At 66.7% G+C, this 16219-nt stretch carries 13 protein-coding genes and 4 pseudogenes; 9 read left to right on the top strand and 8 right to left on the bottom strand.

The annotated features are described in order from the left end of the window. Positions 1-61 precede the first annotated feature (61 nt). Positions 62-1144 carry an AraC family transcriptional regulator gene (locus tag OIE75_RS33065; protein WP_329473142.1) on the bottom strand — a complete coding sequence of 361 codons (1083 nt, stop codon included), beginning with the start codon at positions 1142-1144 and terminating at the stop codon, positions 62-64. A 76-nt stretch (positions 1145-1220) separates the two neighbouring features. On the opposite strand from OIE75_RS33065, the gene OIE75_RS33070 reads away from it, so the two are divergent. The 3 genes from OIE75_RS33070 (at position 1221) to OIE75_RS33080 (ending at position 3525) form a co-directional block, all read left to right on the top strand. Continuing rightward, the gene (locus OIE75_RS33070) at positions 1221-1613 is read left to right on the top strand and encodes an ester cyclase (RefSeq protein WP_329473143.1); all 393 of its coding nucleotides are present in this window, start codon (positions 1221-1223) and stop codon (positions 1611-1613) included. A 447-nt stretch (positions 1614-2060) separates the two neighbouring features. Continuing rightward, positions 2061-2863 (top strand): IS5 family transposase gene (locus tag OIE75_RS33075; protein ID WP_329474097.1). Its coding sequence is split into 2 segments (ribosomal slippage): positions 2061-2409 and positions 2409-2863, totalling 804 coding nucleotides; the frame shifts between segments, so codons are not numbered across the junction. 131 nt (positions 2864-2994) lie between these two features. Further along, complete coding sequence (locus OIE75_RS33080; RefSeq protein ID WP_329473144.1) at positions 2995-3525, top strand: hypothetical protein; 531 nt, start codon at positions 2995-2997, stop codon at positions 3523-3525. On the opposite strand, the gene OIE75_RS33085 is transcribed toward OIE75_RS33080, so the two are convergent. The 5 genes from OIE75_RS33085 to OIE75_RS33105 form a co-directional block, all read right to left on the bottom strand. Further along, entirely contained in the window at positions 3443-3805 is a 363-nt protein-coding gene (locus OIE75_RS33085; protein WP_329473072.1) for a transposase, read from the bottom strand. The two genes, OIE75_RS33080 and OIE75_RS33085, sit on opposite strands and share 83 nt — an antisense overlap. Positions 3806-3856: 51 nt before the next feature. Further along, positions 3857-4624, bottom strand: coding sequence for an IS5-like element IS1373 family transposase (locus tag OIE75_RS33090; RefSeq protein WP_329474011.1), 768 nt, complete (start codon positions 4622-4624; stop codon positions 3857-3859). A gap of 30 nt (positions 4625-4654) precedes the next feature. Beyond that, positions 4655-5089 (bottom strand): transposase, encoded by a 435-nt coding sequence (locus OIE75_RS33095; protein ID WP_329473145.1) that lies wholly within the window; start codon positions 5087-5089, stop codon positions 4655-4657. Positions 5090-5366: 277 nt separating this feature from the next. Further along, positions 5367-6183 (bottom strand): IS5 family transposase gene (locus OIE75_RS33100; protein ID WP_443078465.1). Its coding sequence is split into 2 segments (ribosomal slippage): positions 5367-5820 and positions 5819-6183, totalling 819 coding nucleotides; the frame shifts between segments, so codons are not numbered across the junction. A gap of 275 nt (positions 6184-6458) precedes the next feature. Further along, positions 6459-7391 (bottom strand): zinc-binding dehydrogenase, encoded by a 933-nt coding sequence (locus OIE75_RS33105; RefSeq protein ID WP_329473146.1) that lies wholly within the window; start codon positions 7389-7391, stop codon positions 6459-6461. A gap of 53 nt (positions 7392-7444) precedes the next feature. Between OIE75_RS33105 and OIE75_RS33110 the strand changes: the two genes are divergently transcribed. From OIE75_RS33110 to OIE75_RS33135, 6 genes and pseudogenes are all read left to right on the top strand, one after another. Next, positions 7445-8083 carry a TetR/AcrR family transcriptional regulator gene (locus tag OIE75_RS33110; RefSeq protein ID WP_329473147.1) on the top strand — a complete coding sequence of 213 codons (639 nt, stop codon included), beginning with the start codon at positions 7445-7447 and terminating at the stop codon, positions 8081-8083. A 244-nt stretch (positions 8084-8327) separates the two neighbouring features. Then, positions 8328-9134: pseudogene (locus OIE75_RS33115) on the top strand (IS5 family transposase). Positions 9135-9137: 3 nt separating this feature from the next. Next, positions 9138-9533, top strand: a pseudogene (locus tag OIE75_RS33120) (transposase); the annotation flags it as partial. A gap of 114 nt (positions 9534-9647) precedes the next feature. After that, positions 9648-10506, top strand: a pseudogene (locus tag OIE75_RS33125) (IS5 family transposase). A 64-nt stretch (positions 10507-10570) separates the two neighbouring features. After that, a protein-coding gene (locus OIE75_RS33130) for an IS5 family transposase (protein WP_443078466.1) occupies positions 10571-11430 on the top strand; the annotation gives its coding sequence in 2 pieces (ribosomal slippage) (positions 10571-10937 and positions 10937-11430; 861 coding nt in all). A gap of 13 nt (positions 11431-11443) precedes the next feature. Then, positions 11444-11915, top strand: a pseudogene (locus OIE75_RS33135) (transposase); the annotation flags it as partial. Positions 11916-12349: 434 nt separating this feature from the next. On the opposite strand, the gene OIE75_RS33140 reads toward OIE75_RS33135, so the two are convergent. Together OIE75_RS33140 and OIE75_RS33145 are read right to left on the bottom strand one after the other, a co-directional pair. Beyond that, positions 12350-13348, bottom strand: a complete 999-nt coding sequence (locus tag OIE75_RS33140; protein ID WP_329473148.1) for a beta-ketoacyl-ACP synthase III — start codon at positions 13346-13348, stop codon at positions 12350-12352. Beyond that, on the bottom strand, positions 13348-15138 hold the full coding sequence (locus OIE75_RS33145; RefSeq protein ID WP_329473149.1) for a fatty acyl-AMP ligase: 1791 nt from the start codon (positions 15136-15138) through the stop codon (positions 13348-13350). Before OIE75_RS33145 ends, OIE75_RS33140 begins: the two co-directional genes overlap by 1 nt. Positions 15139-16219: the final 1081 nt, after the last annotated feature.

The raw sequence follows: 16219 nt of genomic DNA on the forward strand, positions 1-16219 counted from the left end.
TCCCCGGAAGCCCTGCCTTCACGCGCGTACCACCAGGAGATTACCCGATCAGGAGCTCCGCTCAACCCACGCGTTCCATCATCTGTTGAGATGCGGCCTCTGGAAATTCCGAGGTTGATGCGGATTGTTCTGATACTTGATAAGAGGTTAAATGGCTCTCGTGTTCAATGAGGGCGCCTGCAGCACGACGTGCACCGTCGCGGAACTGCCGCGGCGAGACGCCTACGACACGGCGAAACGCCGTGCTGAACGCGCTCTCCGACTCATATCCGGTCGCGAAGGCCAGTTCGGAGATGGAACGTGTGTCACGTCGAAGCGCGTCACGGGCGAGGCTCATCCGCCACTGAATCAGGTATTCCAGGGGCGCGACGCCGACCTCTTTCTTGAACTTGGCTGCGAAAGCGGACCGAGAAAGATGGCTGATAACCGCGAGCTCGCGAAGGGTCCAGCGATGGGCCACATCGGCATGCATGGCGCGTAGCGCTGCGCCGATTCCGTTATGGCTGAGTGCTCCTAGCCACCCGGTGGGCTGATCGGTTTGTGCGACGTGTGCCCTGAGCATCTGAACGAACATGATCTGTGCGAGATGGTCCAGGACGAGGGGCCGTCCTACAGCTCTGCTCTCGACCTCGAGCCCCAACAATTCGGTGACGTAAGCGACTTGGCGGATCAGGGGATTCGTCGCCGGCAGGTGCACAACAGAGGGAAGGATCTCCAGCAGCAGGGGAGCATTGGCCTCGTCGAACCATAGGGACGCCATGCATACGTAGTTGGCCTCGTCGGCCTCGGCGCCGATCCGTGCGACGCCTTGCGAGGCCCTCTCAAACAATTCCCGGCCGGGTCGGGGTGTCGCGGTCGGCGAACTGGCGAGAATGTGAGGGCCGGGAGACTTCAGGAGATAGAAGTCGCCTTCCTTCAGGTGCAGCGGCTCATCTCCTTCCACTACCAGCCAGCACGCGCCGCGAACCGCGCACCCGATCTTGACAAAATCGAAGGCGTCGAATTGCACCGCCCAAGGAGCTGCGGCATGAAGGCCGGGGTGGGACTCGGTCCGAGGCCGCAGGAGGCCGATCCTGTCGGCCACGGGATCGGAGGGAGCAATGGTCAATACGCTGGACGATTGATGAAGAACTGTGGACGACATGTTATGGATCGTAGCACCGGGCTGGGTGAAGCTGGTGAGACCAGCAAGGAGCTGGACCACGACCAAGCGAGGAACCATGTCAGACACTGACCTGCGCGCCTTCTACACGCGCTACATCGGGACCCTCAATGCTCATGACTTCGCCGGCGTTCGCGAGTTCCTCAGCGACGACCTCACATACTTCGGCGATGCCGTTACGGCTGATCTGATCGTTTCAGCGCTCACTGACCTTGGGAACACGGTTCCGGACCTGCACTGGGAGATTCAGGAGATTTCCGTGGATGGCGACCACCTGGCTGCACGGCTGCTGAATACTGGCACGCCCGCCAAGGAGTGGCTGGGTGTGGCGCCCTCCGGAACCTCATTCGAAATCGTTGAGTTCGCCACCTACCATATCCGTGACGGTCGGTTCGTGCACATGACGAACGTCCACGACGCGGCGGCCTTGCGTCGGCAGTTGGCTGCGTAAGACAGGACCGCACATAAGGAAGACGATGGCGTAACAGGAGCCTGGCCAGGAGCTGAGCATTCCGCTCCTGGCCACCAATGACGCCCACTGAAAGGAGAGACTCAGGAGTCCTGGCTGCGCAAGGATGTCATGAAGGGTCTCGCCATGTACTACTCGACCGATCGGCAGGGTCACGGAGATCAGCCAGCGGGCTTCCGAGGTCCTTCGGGCGGGACAGCCACTCGACCCGATTTTTCAGCAGGCGTGCCAAGGCGTAGGTGCTCAGGGCACTGGCAGGAGTGGTTGTCGCATTCTCCGCCGTTTGTAGCTCTCATGAGACTCAGGCAACTGGGTCCGGATGGAATCCGACTACTCACCCAGCGGAGGCGTGCTCAGCCGACTGAGAGCCCGACGGGCGTCTGTGATTTAGACCGTGTCCTACATGGTCAGTTGGTCGTTGGGCTGCGTATGGGGCGGGGTACGTGGAGTTGGATTGTTCCGGACGGCTTGTGGGAGATCGCCAGGCCGTTGATCCCGGAGGTCCGGGTTCGGCCGCAGGGCGGCGGGAAGCAGAACACGCCTGATGAGACGCTGTTCGCAGCGATCATCTATGTGCTGGTCAGTGGATGTGCCTGGCGGGCTCTGCCGCCGTGTTTCGGGATATCGAAGTCGACCGCACACCGCAGGTTCATGATCTGGTCGAGGGCCGGCGTGTGGGGGCGCTTGCATGAAGCCGTCGTTCACCGGCTCGATGACGCGGGCCTTGTCGATGTCTCCCGTGTGGTCCTCGACTCGGCTCATGTGCGCGCTAAAAAAGGGGCGAACACACAGGTCCGAGCAAGCCGGGTTCCAAGATGCACATCCTGTCGGACGCGAACGGACTGCCCCTGGTCGTCGGCGTCTCGGCCGCCAACGTCCACGACAGCCAAAGCCTGAAGCCCATGGTGGCGGGTCACCAAACGAAACACGACCCCTATCGCGGCCGCCACTTCAAACCCCAACGCCTCCATGCCGACAAGGCCTACGACATCCCTGAACTGCGGAAATGGCTCCGCGGCAAGCGGATCGGAGTGCGTATCGCCCGCAAGGGCATCGAGTCCAGCGAACGATTGGGTCGGCGCCGATGGGTGATCGAACGGACCATCTCCTGGCTGTCCGGCTACCGCAGACTCAGCCCTCGCTACGAACGGAAACCCCGCAACTACCTGGCCTTTCTCGGCCTCGCCGCAGCACTGTGCTGCTACAAACGACTCCTCAAACTGACCATGTAGGACACGGTCTTAGAGGCCGTTCTCTTTCCGAATGCCGTGTGCAGATTCCGCTGGTCAGGCATGAGATTGCGGCTGTGGCGGGAGCCTCGACTCGTTGCTGATCGAGTCGGTGGGGGTGGCGGATGCCGTCGATGCGTGCGGTCCTGGAAACGCGGCGGAAGGCCGCTGCCGTGCGGGTGGATGAGCTCGAAGCCGAACTGAAGCGGGTGCGGGCAGACTTGGCGGATGCCGAGGAGGTTCTCAAGCTTCGGACGATCGGCCTCGAGCAGTATCTGGAAGCGCTCGCCGAGGAGGAACAGCCGGCCGAGACAGTCGTTGTCCCGTCGCCGAGGACGCCGGTGGGCCCGCGCCGTGCGGTGCCGCATCGACAGAACGCGGCCGGGGTCGAAGACCTGTCGGTGGACTACCAGGCGGTGATGGCAGCCGCGGCCGAGGCCGGGATCGACGGGCTGGGTGCCCGGCGGGCGGCCGTGGTGCTTGGCTGGGACAGTGCCTCGGCCTCACGCGTCGAGGGTGCGAGAGCACGGCTGAAGAGGCTGGTGGAACGGGGCTGGCTGGTGGAGACGAGGCCCGGGAGGTTCACCCTGCCGTCAGGACTGCAGGCCGACGAGATCGTGCGGCCAGGCGGCGGCTCATCAGGGCGATCATCGACCAGCGGATGACGGCTTCGCTCGTGTCGGGGCGGCGTTCGTAGTCCCTGACCAGGCGGCGGCTGCGCAGAAACCACGCAAAGGACCGTTCGACGACCCAGCGGCGGGGAAGGGCCTGGAAGCCCCGGACGTCCTCACTGCGGCGGACGATGTCGAGGACGAGCCCGAGGTGCTGGCTGGTCCAGTCGGTGAGGTGGCCGGTGTAGCCGCCATCGGCCCAGACCCGGGCCAGCCGCCGGAAACGGCCGGCCGCCGCTGGCAGAAGGGACCGGGCGCCGTCCCGGTCGGTCACGGAGGCCGGTGTGACCAGGACGGCTAGAGGTTGTCCCGTATGGAGTGTGAGTTATCCAGTGAGGGCCAGGTTGTGCAGTCGGGCGATGCCGAGCATGGCCTGGTGAACTCCGTCGCCCTTGAGTCGGCAGTCCCGCAGGATCTTCCAGTTCTTCAACCGCGACAGGGCGTGTTCCACGCGCGCTCGTGCCCGGCGATGGACGGCGTTCTCTGCCTCCTGCGAGGGGCTGAGGTGGCTCTGGCCTCGTCGTTTGCGGTGCGGGATCAGGAGGCCGGTGCCTTGGTAGCCGCCGTCGGCAAGGGTCGGGGCGCCGCGGCAGGCCCGATCGATGCCGGACTCGGTGAAGGCCCGGCAGTCGTTGCGGCTGCCGGGCAGCGGGAGACCGATGGCCACGACCAGGCGGCTGTTGGCGTCGATGACGACCTGCAGATTGGTCGAGTACCGGTAGTTCTTGCTGGACGCGGCGACACTGCGGTCGCGGGTGGGCACCAGAGTGCCGTCGACGATGTAGACGGTGTCCTTGCGCGGCCGCCGCGCGGGCGAGATGGCCAGCAGCGGTGCGAGATGGTCCAAGATGCGGTCGGCAGCGGACTTCGAGACTCCGAACAACGGCGCCACCTGCCGCAACGTGAGGTTCGTGCGCCAGTACGTCGCCACCAGCAACACCCGGTCTTCGAGCGACAGCCGCCATGGCCGGCCACGCTGAACGTCGCCACCTCGGCGCCGTACCAGTGCCACCAGCCTCGCAAACTGCACCTCGGTCAGACCCGCAAACGGCTCGATCCACTTCGGATCATCTGCTGAGATCACCCCACCCATGCCCGACCAACGCACCAGCAGCACCACCGGTTACGGGACAACCTCTAGGAGAAGTCCGAGCGTGTCGGTGAGCAGGTGCCGCTTGCGACCATTGATCTTCTTGCCCGCGTCGAAGCCCCGTGAGCCGAAGGTGACAGTGGCGTCTGCCTTCACCGACTGCGAGTCCACGACCCCCGCGCTCGGGTCGGCGCCGCGGCCTTCACCGGCGCGGACGGCTTCCCGCAGCCGGTCGTGCAGCTCGGTGACCAGTCCCGTGTCCCGCCAGCGGGCGAAGAAGGCGTAGACGCGCGGCCAGGGCGGGAAGTCCGCGGGCATCGCCCTCCACTTGATGCCGTTGTCGACGAGGTAGCGCACTGCGTCGATCATCTGCCGGTGGCAGTAGCCCTCCGGACGCCCGCCACAGCCCGAAAGCCAGCCCGGAACCGGCAGCAGATCCCTCACCACGGCCCACTCGGCATCGCTCATGTCCGAGCCGTATCGAGGCCGGCGCTGCGGCCGGTCGACTGCGTTCCCGAACCTGTGGGCGAGGCAGTCACACCCACGAGTGGACGAACTGGACTCGGCGACCACGACCACGCGACACTTCGACAACAGGGCCTCTTGCTTCTCGCTGGACTCGACATCCGCGAGCTACCAAGAGGCCCTTCCTTCATGCACCCGCCCCGGACAACTCACCCGAACCAGGACCCCGTTCGAACCTGCCCGACCGCGCGAGCGGATAGAGAACAGGCAGTTAGAGGTCCTAACAAAGGCGTTGGACGTGGCGGTGGGTGATCAGGCAGACGGCGAGGCCGAGGAAGGCCTCGTGGATGTCGTCGCGTCGTTCCCAGCGGATGCGCAGGCGGCGGAAGCCGTGGAGCCAGGCGATCGTTCGCTCGACGACGTAGCGGAAGGTGCCCAGGCCAGTGCCGTGCGGCTCGCCTCTCTTCGCGATCACGGGGCGGATCCCTCGCTGCCAGAGCAGGCGGCGGTATTTGTCGTGGTCGTAGCCGCGGTCGGCCAGGAGTGCGTCGGGGCGTCGGCGGGGTCTGCCGACCTGGCCCGCGACGGCGGGAATCTTGTCGAGCAGCGGCTCGAGTTGGGTGACGTCGTTGCGGTTGCCGCCGGTCAGGGACACCGCGAGCGGGATGCCCTGGCCGTCGACGATGAGGTGGTGCTTGCTGCCCGGGCGTGCGCGGCCGGCCGGGCTCGGCCCGCTTTGGGCCCCGTCGGGCGGCCCGCACGTGCGAGGAGTCGATCACCGCCCGTTCCCAGTCCAGCTGGTTCTTCGACCGCAGCTCGTTCAGCAGCAGCTGGTGGAGCTGGTCCCAGACGCCGGCCTCGTTCCAGGCCGCCAGGCGCCGCCAGCAGGTCATGCCCGAGCCGAAGCCGAGTTCCTGGGGCAGGTACTCCCACTGGATACCGGTGTGCAGGACGAAGAGGATCCCGCACAGGGCCTGGCGGTCCGGCACCCGCGGTCTGCCCTCGGCCTTCTTCGGACCCGGCTTCGGCAACAACGGCTCGACCAGCGTCCACAGTTCATCCGACACGATCCACGGCCGCGACTGACGGTTTCCCATGCCCAGACATACGAGCAGAGAGGCCGACAGCCTCATGATCAGCAGCTTTTGTTAGAGCCAGTTAAGCGGAACGGGAGGAAGGGCACAAGCCGGCCCTGCTCGCTCTGGCCGATCGACGAGCCAACGTTTTGGCGACCATGATCCGAGATGGAGAGTGTTACGAGGTTCTACCGACCGTCACGGCGGCGACTTGCCATCGTCATTGGGAAGTTCTTCAACCTCCGTCGGCGTTGTGCGGTGCCGACGGAGGTCGTGACGGTGTCGAATCCGGCCGGCTACTCGAGATCGAGAACGGCTTTGCCGTGGAGGCGCCGGTCGAGTAGAGCCTGTACTGCCTCGGAGTGGCGAGTCCAGGGGCCGCGCCAGCTGATGCCCGGATCGAGGCGGCCTGCGCCGATCTCTCCGGCCAGCCAGGTCAGATCGGCGGAGAAGTCGGTAGTGGGGTCGCCGAGGAGGAAGAAGGTGCGGATCGACCGGTCGTGCCGTCCTCCGTCGCCCAGCAGGGCATCAGGTGACAGCACCACGTTGGCCTCGGAGGAGCGGCCCACGCTGTAGAGGATGCCTCCGGCCGACAGGGTGGCGAAGGCATCGACGAGGTACTGTCCGCCGACGTTGTCGAGAACGGCGGACACGGGCTGCCGTACGGCGGCCGGCTCGGGGTGGACCTCGTGGGCGCCCAGGGCCCGCAGTCCGTCCGCCTGGGCGGGGTTCCGGCTGATGGCGACGACGTGCGCGCCCGCACGGGCGGCCAACTGGACGGCGTATCGGCCGACGCCACCGGAAGCACCGGTGACCATCACGCGGCGACCGAGTAGCGATCCCATCCGGCGCAGCACGTGCAGGGCGCTCAGTCCGGCGACGGGGACGGTGCTCAGTGCGCCGGGGTCGGCGTCCTTCGGTGCGGTGCCGAGCCGGGCGGCGGGTACGGCTCGCTGCTCGGCCCAGCCGGCCTCGCCCAGGGTGACGACGCTCTCTCCCTCGGCCGGGCCGGAGCCGTCGGCGGCCGCCTGGACGACCACGCCAGCTGCGTCCCAGCCGAGCACGGTGCCGCCCGGCGTCTGTGGACGGGTCGCTTCATGGACCTCACCGAAGTTCAGCGATACGGACTCGACCCGCACGAGCGCCTCGTGGGCGGCGGGCCGCGGGGCGGGGATATCCGTCAGTGTCAGGTGCCCGGGGCAGGTGTGGTCGACGACGAGTGCGCGCACGAGAGGATCCCTTCACGAAGTGCCACAGTGTGGTGTTTGCCTGAGGAGAGCATATGCGCGATCTTGGCGTGTTTGGTAAAGTGCTCACGGTGACCACCTCCGAACAGCCCGCCAGTCTGCGCGAACGCAAGAAGCTCCGTACTCGCCAGGCATTGGTCGACACTGCCGTCACGCTCTTCGGCGATCGCGGATTCGACAGCACTCCGCTGGACGCGCTGCTGGAGGAGGTGGAGGTCTCCCGGCGTACCTTCTTCCGGAACTTCCGCTCCAAGGAGGACGTGGCACTCACCGCCGTCACGCAGCTCTGGGACGTTTACCTGGAAGTCTTGGACGGCATCAAGAAGTCCGGGCCGCTGGCCGATGTCTTCCTCGAAGCTATGCTGACCACTCTGGAGCGCATGGATGAGGACTGGTGCCGACGCTTCCCGCTCACGCTCCGAATGATCGCCGACTCGCCCGCACTCGACGGGTACACGCTGCGGCACTGTGCCGAAACCCAGGCCGAGATCGTGCGCCGTCTCTGCGGACACAGTCGTCTCGAGCTGCGGCTCCTCGTCGAGTTCTTCGTGGCAGCCTGGCGGTGCACTCTGGACGAATGGCTGCCCGACTGCACACCGGGCGAACTGCCCGCACTTTTGCGCCGGACCTGCGCATCCATGCAGCCCGCCCTCAGCTTGTCATTCATGGCCTGAGGTCGAAACGGACCTCGAACTTGCCCGCTCACCTGGGCGTTCGCCGGACGCCGGGGCAGCCTGCGCCTGATCACGCGCACCGGCCAAGGCGCACCAACCAAGACGCAGGTCGTGAAGGTGAGTCTGCTGCCAGACACCGGTCGCGGAGGGAAGCGTGCGCGAAGGCGTCACGCTTCCGGAACGACTTACTGATCATTTCAGAATGAGCTTGGTTGTGGGCTGAGCCAACAGCAGACTTCTGCGGGTGCCGGATGATCTTGTGCCTGATGACCTGTGGGACCGTGTGGCCCCGTTGCTCCCTCCTCGTCCGCCGCGTCGGCGCCGGTATCCGGGACGGCTGCCGGTGGATGACCGGGCTGCCCTGCGCGGCATCGTCTACGTACTGCGCAAAGGTGTGAGCTGGGCCGATGTGCCCACGGAGCGGATCGGCTGCAGCGGCGTGACGGCCTGGCGGCGGCTGCGGGACTGGACCGAGGCCGGCGTCTGGCCGCGTCTGCACGAGGTCCTGCTGGCCGACCTGCGCCGGGCGGGCCTGCTGGAGATGGACGACGCGGCGGTCGACGGCTCACACATCCGGGTCCTCAAAGGGGGGCTCACACCGGACCTTCGCCGGTCGACCGGGCCCGTCCGGGAAGCAAGCACCACCTGATCACCGACCGGAACGGGACACCTCTTGCGGTCCCTGACCGGCGGAAACCGGCATGACGGCACGCAGTTGATGCCACTGCGGGACGCGATCCCGCACATCCGCGGGGCCCGTGGCCGCCCCCGTCGGCGGCCCAGACGCCTGTTCGCCGACCGGGGCTACGACTACGACAAGTACCGTCGTCTCCTCCGGGCTCGCGGCATCACACCGAAGATCGCCCGCAGAGGCACCACGCACGGCTCCGGCCTGGGAAAGACTCGCTGGGTGGTGGAGCGGACCTTCGCCTGGCTCCATCAGTTCAAACGGCTACGGACCCGCTACGAGATACGGGCCGACCTCCACCTCGGCCTGCTCCAACTCGCCTGCAGCATCATCTGCTTGCGCCGCCTCCGAACATCATTCTGAAACGATCAGTTATTCGACCGCCGGACCACGCACGGGGAGGAACTGCCCAAGCTTGTGGACACGTTGCTGTGTGCCGACGGTCTGGAGAAGGCGCCGGTAAATCTGACACTGGTGGCTGAGCACCGGCGCGAGCACGGCGCGACGTACAAGGCGTTGAACCGGGGAAAGGCGGATGTACCCCGGTTGCGGCAGGCGCCAGCCGGTCTGCCCGTGCCGCAGGCCGCCGACGGGCGCCTGGTCCTCACCGTCGACATCAGCAACTGGCTCCGCCCGACGCGCCAACCAGCCCGACCCGCCTGTTCTGCCACGTCTACGGCCGTAACGGCCGCTCCAGCGATCAGATGAACCCTGGGCTGGCCGTACTCCTTCGTCGCCGCCCTGGAGGCAAGCCACACGTCTTGATGCCAGCTGCTGGACACGGTCCGCCTCGGTCCCGAGGACGACGTCGCCGAGGTCACTACCGACTAGGGTCCGTCTTCAAAGATCACTGAGGTGGTGGATCATGGTGGGGTGATACGCCGCCATGAACTCACGGATGCGGAATGGGAGTTACTTGCTCCACTGATACCGCGGGCCGCCACGGGACGTCCGCGTGTGTCGGACCGCCAGGTCATCAACGGGATGGTCTACAAGATCCGCACCGGTATCTCCTGGCGTGACCTGCCGGAACGCTACGGGCCGTGGAAGACGGTCTACACCCGGTTCCGCCGCTACGCCCTGGACGGCGTGTTCGCCCGAGCGCTTCAGCAGGTCCAAGCCGAAGCGGACGCGGCCGGCGACATCGACTGGTTGGTCCAGATCGACTCCACCATCGTCCGTGCCCACCAGCACGCTGCTGCCACCGGCCGAAAAGGGGGAACCACCGGCAGGACGAACCGGACGATCACGCCCTCGGCCGATCCCGAGGCGGACTGACCACCAAATTCACCTCGCTTGCGACGGCCGCGGCCGGCCCCTCGCCATCCTGCTGACACCCGGCCAACGGCACGACAGCATCTGCGCACGCCCGCTCCTCGAACGCATCCACGTCCCGCGAACCGGCGTCGGACGACCACGCTGCAGGCCCGACCAGGTCATCGCGGACAAGGCCTACAGCTCCCGCGGCTTCCGCGCCTACCTGCGCAAACGCGGCATCGCACACACCATCCCGGAGAAGACCGACCAGCGACGGCACCGTCACAACCGCGGACGTCACGGCGGCCGACCACCGGCATTCGACCGGCATCTCTACCGTCGCCGCAACGTCGTTGAGCGCTGCTTCAACCGTCTCAAGGGCTTCCGCGGCATCGCCACTCGATACGAGAAGACCGCCACTTCCTACGAAGCAGCGGTCAATCTCGCCTCATTCCTACTCTGGGCAAGATCCGTTTGAAGACGGACCCTAGAACTAGGGTCCGTCTTCAAAGATCACTGAGGTGGTGGATCATGGTGGGGTGATACGCCGCCATGAACTCACGGATGCGGAATGGGAGTTACTTGCTCCACTGATACCGCGGGCCGCCACGGGACGTCCGCGTGTGTCGGACCGCCAGGTCATCAACGGGATGGTCTACAAGATCCGCACCGGTATCTCCTGGCGTGACCTGCCGGAACGCTACGGGCCGTGGAAGACGGTCTACACCCGGTTCCGCCGCTACGCCCTGGACGGCGTGTTCGCCCGAGCGCTTCAGCAGGTCCAAGCCGAAGCGGACGCGGCCGGCGACATCGACTGGTTGGTCCAGATCGACTCCACCATCGTCCGTGCCCACCAGCACGCTGCTGCCACCGGCCGAAAAGGGGGAACCACCGGCAGGACGAACCGGACGATCACGCCCTCGGCCGATCCCGAGGCGGACTGACCACCAAAATTCACCTCGCTTGCGACGGCCGCGGCCGGCCCCTCGCCATCCTGCTGACACCCGGCCAACGGCACGACAGCATCTGCGCACGCCCGCTCCTCGAACGCATCCACGTCCCGCGAACCGGCGTCGGACGACCACGCTGCAGGCCCGACCAGGTCATCGCGGACAAGGCCTACAGCTCCCGCGGCTTCCGCGCCTACCTGCGCAAACGCGGCATCGCACACACCATCCCGGAGAAGACCGACCAGCGACGGCACCGTCACAACCGCGGACGTCACGGCGGCCGACCACCGGCATTCGACCGGCATCTCTACCGTCGCCGCAACGTCGTTGAGCGCTGCTTCAACCGTCTCAAGGGCTTCCGCGGCATCGCCACTCGATACGAGAAGACCGCCACTTCCTACGAAGCAGCGGTCAATCTCGCCTCATTCCTACTCTGGGCAAGATCCGTTTGAAGACGGACCCTAGGTCCGACGAGTGGTCGAGGACCTCATCGACATGGGCCGCTGGCACTTCGGCGACCGCGCATCCTCATCGTCTTCGACGCCGGATACGACGCCCCGCGCATGTCCCACCTCTTGGCCGGCTTGCCGGTGGAGCATCTCGGCCAGACGCATTCGAATCGGGGCATGCGCAAGCCGATCCCGGCCCCGTGGATGTCTCCGCCGCAGGGCGGACGACCCCCGTAAGCACGGCACGGAGTTCCGCTTCGCCAAACCGGATACCTGGGGCGAGCCGGACGCGGCAACCATGCAGGTCACCGACAGATATGGCACAGCCCGCACGATGGCCTGGGGTCGCATCCCTCCTCGCCTGACCACCCGCTCCGCGTAGGTCGACCGCACCGGTGAACTCCTTGTCATCAAGGGCACGTTTATCAAGCCTGGAGGTCGACCACCCGCCTGGCGGCGAACCGCTCCCGCTCTGGCTGTGGTCGTCTGATCCGCAAAACGTCTCCTGCCGGTTGTGTGACGGCCCCTCATGATCGCGTTTACGGTAACCCTTCGTGGCCCCGGAACGGAAAGTGATCCAGAACCAAGGTTCAAGCGACGACGACACTGCTCAGCTGAAGCCCCCGGACGACCGGCGCTTACAGAAATCCTGGAAGACCCGAACGATGTACTGTCCCCCGCCCGGCTCCATCGGCAGCTCACCGCTGGCCTCAAGGTGTAGCCGGGTTAGGTGGAGAACACGCTGCCGCTCTACCGGCCAGGCCGGACACCACGACGGGTCGATGTCCTCCAATTGCTTGCGCTGTCCCTCCAGTGGTGCGCCGACCGCGGGCCCGGCCAGCGCCGTGCCCGCGAGACTCGTATGCGACATCGAGGTTCGGGGAACCGGGTGTCGGTGTGTGGCGCCGGCCGGGCGTCGAGGTCAGGGCAACGCCACTACCTGGGCCGCGTGGGCCAGTCCGGCGCCGAAGCCGACCAGTAGTGCCGGGTCGCCGCTAGACAGCGTGCCTCTGGACAACAGTTCGTCCAGGGCCAGTGGGATTGACGCGGCCGAGGTGTTGCCAGCCGTGACGACATCCCGGGCCACGACGGTGTGTGGGGCGAGGCCCAGGGACGTGGCGGCGGTGTCGATGATGCGGGCGTTCGCCTGGTGGGGAACGAAAGCGGCGAGATCGGCGATGCCAATACCCGCCTGCTCCACCGCTTGCCGGGAAATCGCCGGCACGGCACGGCTCGCCCAGCGAAAGACCTCCGGGCCTGCCATCCGCAGTGTCGGCCACGGACCGGGTGTGTCTCTGGTGGCCAGCCAGGTACGGTCATGGGCGATCATGTGGTGCCGTTCGCCGTCGGAGCCCCACACCACCGGCCCGATGCCCGGTGTGTCGGAGGGGCCCACCACGACCGCTCCGGCGCCGTCGCCGAACAGGAACGTCGTGCCGCGGTCCCCAGGATCGACGATGTCGCTCATCTTCTCCGATCCGATCACCACGACGTTGCAGACGTCGCCAGAGCGCACCAGCGAGTCGGCCAGTCCGAGGGCGTAGCAGAACCCCGAGCACGCGGCGACGACGTCCAGGCTGCCGGCGGAGCGGGCGCCCATCTGATGGGCCACACGGGGTGCAGCGGCCGGGGCCTGTTCGAGGAAGGACATGCTTGCCAGCAGCACCATGCCCACGTCGCTCGGGTGGACGCCGGCCCGGGCCATCGCCTTATCGGCCGCCTCCACCGCCATGGTGATGACGGTCTCGTCGGAACCCGCAAAGCGCCGGGAGACGATACCGGAACGCCGGCGGATCCACTCGTCGCTGGATCCGATGCGTTCGCAGATCTCGTCGTTGCCCACCACGCGTATCGGCCGGTACGCGCCGACGCCGAGAATGCGTGATCCGGGGCGGCTATCGGGCGTACGGAGACGGGCCATCACAGCTCCCCTCCGATGGCGGACGTCGCCGGTTCGCTCACGGTCCTCAACTTGCTCTTCCGGTAAGCATTCATACAGGCGCGGCGCTGTACCTTGCCGCTTGAGGTCTTCGGCAGCGCACCGCGCCGGACGACGAGGACGTCGTCCGGGGTGATCCGGTGTGTCTCCCGTACAGCGTGGTGGACGCGTCGACGCACGTCCTCGGCGCCCACGGAGTTCAAGACGCGGCCGTCGGTCTCGACAACCACCACCAGCCGTTCGCGTTCGCCGTCGTCGAATGAGAAGGCGGCCGCGCAGTTCGGCCGCAGGCCTGGTACGGCGCGCTCGGCCGACAGTTCGATGTCCTGCGGGTAGTGGTTGCGGCCTTTGCGGATGATGACGTCCTTCAGCCGTCCGGTGACATACAGTTCACCGTCGTACAGGAAACCGAGGTCGCCGGTACGCAGATAGGTGGTGCCGGAGCCGTCGTCGGCGAGGCGTGCGCGGAAGGTGTTCTCGCTCGCCTCGGGCCGGCCCAGATAACCGCCTACCACGCAGGGACCGGAGACCCAGATCTCGCCGATCCAAGGGTCCGCCAGGTCCTGCCGGATCACGGACTCCACGATCCTTACCTGGGTACCCGCGACCGTGGCGCCGCTGCTCACCACGGGAACGGCCCCTTCGGCCGACTCGGCGACGAGTTCGGCGACACCGTCGCGCAGGGCGTCGGCGGAAAGCCACAGGACGCCGGGTTCGCGGTCGTCACGGGTACCGGTGACCTTGAGGGTGTTCTCGGCCAGACCGTAACCGGGGCACATGGCGCGGGAGTCGAAGCCGTAGGGTGCGAACGCTTCGGTGAAGGACCGAATCGTGCTCCAGCGCACCGGCTCGGCACCGTTGACGGCCACCCGCCAGCGTGACAGGTCGCCCACGCCACTCATCTTGCCTTCCGCCGCGGCCCGCGCGCACAGTTCGTAGGCAAAACTGGGCGCGGCGGCGTGCGTGCCGCCGAACCGGGCCATGGCCTCCAGCCAGCGGGCCGGGCGGCGAATGAAGGCGTCGGGAGTCATCAGATACGAGGGGATGCCGGCCCACAGTGGCATCACGATCCCGAAGAGCATCCCCATGTCGTGGAAGAGCGGCAGCCAGTTCACCACTGTGCCGTGCGGCTCGCAGGGCCACAGTTCGTCAGTCTCGGCGACGTTAGCGAGGAAGTTGGCGTGGCTGACGACGACCCCCTTGGGGTCCCCGGTGGAGCCGGATGTGTATTGCAGTAGCGCGATGTCCCCGGGTGCCGGTGGTGTAGGTGTGCCATAGTCCCCGTCGGGTGCTCGCGGTTCGTCGGCCAGGTCCACGCTGTCAGTGGCCACCAGGGTGAGTCCGGCCAACGCAGGCAGGTCACCGAAACGCTCCCGCAGGTCGCGGATGGCCTCGGCCGTGGTCAGGACGGTCGACGAGCCGGAGTCGTCGGCGATCCGGCGTAACCGCAGGACCTCGTCGCTGTGACGTGGGACCTGCACGGGGGCGCTGGCCACACGTCCGTACATGCACCCCAGCAGCGTTTGTACGAACTCCAGGCCCGAGGGGTACAGCAGTACGGCGCTGCGGCCGGAGAGCCCTGCGGCGGCGAATCCGGCAGCCCTTGTCCGGGCGGCCTCGTGCAGTTCGCGGTAGGTGAGGGACTCGTGTGGTTCCTCGCCGCTGTGTAAGAAGACGTAAGCCGTGTCATCGGGCTGCTTCTCGCTGCGCAGCCGCAGGGCGTCGGGAAGAGTGCGTACGTCCACATGCGGATCGAGCCGGGTGGCGGTCATGCTGTCAGGTCTCCTTGTCGGTCCTGGCGCCTGTCTCGGGCGGATGGGAAGTGGCTGTGGGGGAGGCAGGGCGAGCACAGATCGGCATCGTCACTGTCAGCAGCAGCTTCTGGCAGCTGGAGATTTGATACACGTCCGTAGCGGAGGCCGGCCCGGTTCTGTGCGTCAGTACGGTGCCTGTCTGATCGTCCAAGCAGGGTTCCTTGGCTGTCGCATGCCTTTCCCGGGCGGGAGCGGCCGGGGCGGTGATTGCTGTTCCAGGGAAGAGGGCGGAGTCCTGGCGCACTGAGGACCCGGGCTTGCTGCACGCCTCGATCCGGGCCGGGCACTGATCTGCGTAGTCAGGCCGACTGCATCGCGCCAGCACCGATCACCAGCGCCGAGGACCGGAGGGCTGGCTGGCAAAACTGTCGGACAGGACTCTGCCGACTGAACCGGCCACGAAGGGCTCGACGGGACTCACTCCCTTTTCTACTGGCCGCGGGTCGAGGTAGCCACGGTCTGCCGATCCCCCCTCATCAGGAACCGTGACCGGTGAGTCTCGGTTGAAGATGTTTCGGATGCCGACTCCACGGCCGGGGACGGACCGCGGTAGCGGATGAGGGAGGAGGCCCGGACAGCTCCCCGGTCGCCTGGCTGCAGGTGGACAGGGCACGGTCACGCTGCCGCGTGCCCGGCGTCAAGGAAATTGACGCGTCCGTCTTCCTGTCGCTACGAACCGACGTCACCCCCCCCAGGCCCGACAATCACGTCATGTGTCGTGAGCTGCTCGACCGCCGACGGTCCCGCGCGGGTGTCGCGGGCGCGGTGTGGGACGTGCTGCTGCGCAGGTCCGGCAGATCCTGGCGGAGGAGCTGATCGGGACCGACATGACCACCCGGCAGGTCACCCAGCGCTTCGCCTGAGCCGAACCGCCGAGCTTCGTCCGAACGTTCCGGCGCTGGACTGGCCATGCACCGCAGGTCTATCGCAGGGCGGGGAAGACTCCCGCCGACCGTGATCCACACCGGTTGCCGTCCCACCGACGCCGCGCTCAAGAAGTCGCGCCCCGATTGCCACTCGATGACTGCGCCGACGAAGT

The organism is Streptomyces sp. NBC_01723 (genome assembly GCF_036246005.1).
Lineage (GTDB): Bacteria > Actinomycetota > Actinomycetes > Streptomycetales > Streptomycetaceae > Streptomyces.

What these genes read in the sequence shown, in the direction of transcription:
- OIE75_RS33065 (WP_329473142.1), bottom strand. Translation starts at nt 1,144, where the DNA reads ATGTCGTCCACAGTTCTTCATCAATCGTCCAGCGTATTGACCATTGCT.
- OIE75_RS33070 (WP_329473143.1), top strand. Translation starts at nt 1,221, where the DNA reads ATGTCAGACACTGACCTGCGCGCCTTCTACACGCGCTACATCGGGACC.
- OIE75_RS33080 (WP_329473144.1), top strand. Translation starts at nt 2,995, where the DNA reads ATGCGTGCGGTCCTGGAAACGCGGCGGAAGGCCGCTGCCGTGCGGGTG.
- OIE75_RS33090 (WP_329474011.1), bottom strand. Translation starts at nt 4,624, where the DNA reads ATGGGTGGGGTGATCTCAGCAGATGATCCGAAGTGGATCGAGCCGTTT.
- OIE75_RS33095 (WP_329473145.1), bottom strand. Translation starts at nt 5,089, where the DNA reads ATGAGCGATGCCGAGTGGGCCGTGGTGAGGGATCTGCTGCCGGTTCCG.
- OIE75_RS33110 (WP_329473147.1), top strand. Translation starts at nt 7,445, where the DNA reads ATGCGCGATCTTGGCGTGTTTGGTAAAGTGCTCACGGTGACCACCTCC.
- OIE75_RS33140 (WP_329473148.1), bottom strand. Translation starts at nt 13,348, where the DNA reads ATGGCCCGTCTCCGTACGCCCGATAGCCGCCCCGGATCACGCATTCTC.
- OIE75_RS33145 (WP_329473149.1), bottom strand. Translation starts at nt 15,138, where the DNA reads ATGACCGCCACCCGGCTCGATCCGCATGTGGACGTACGCACTCTTCCC.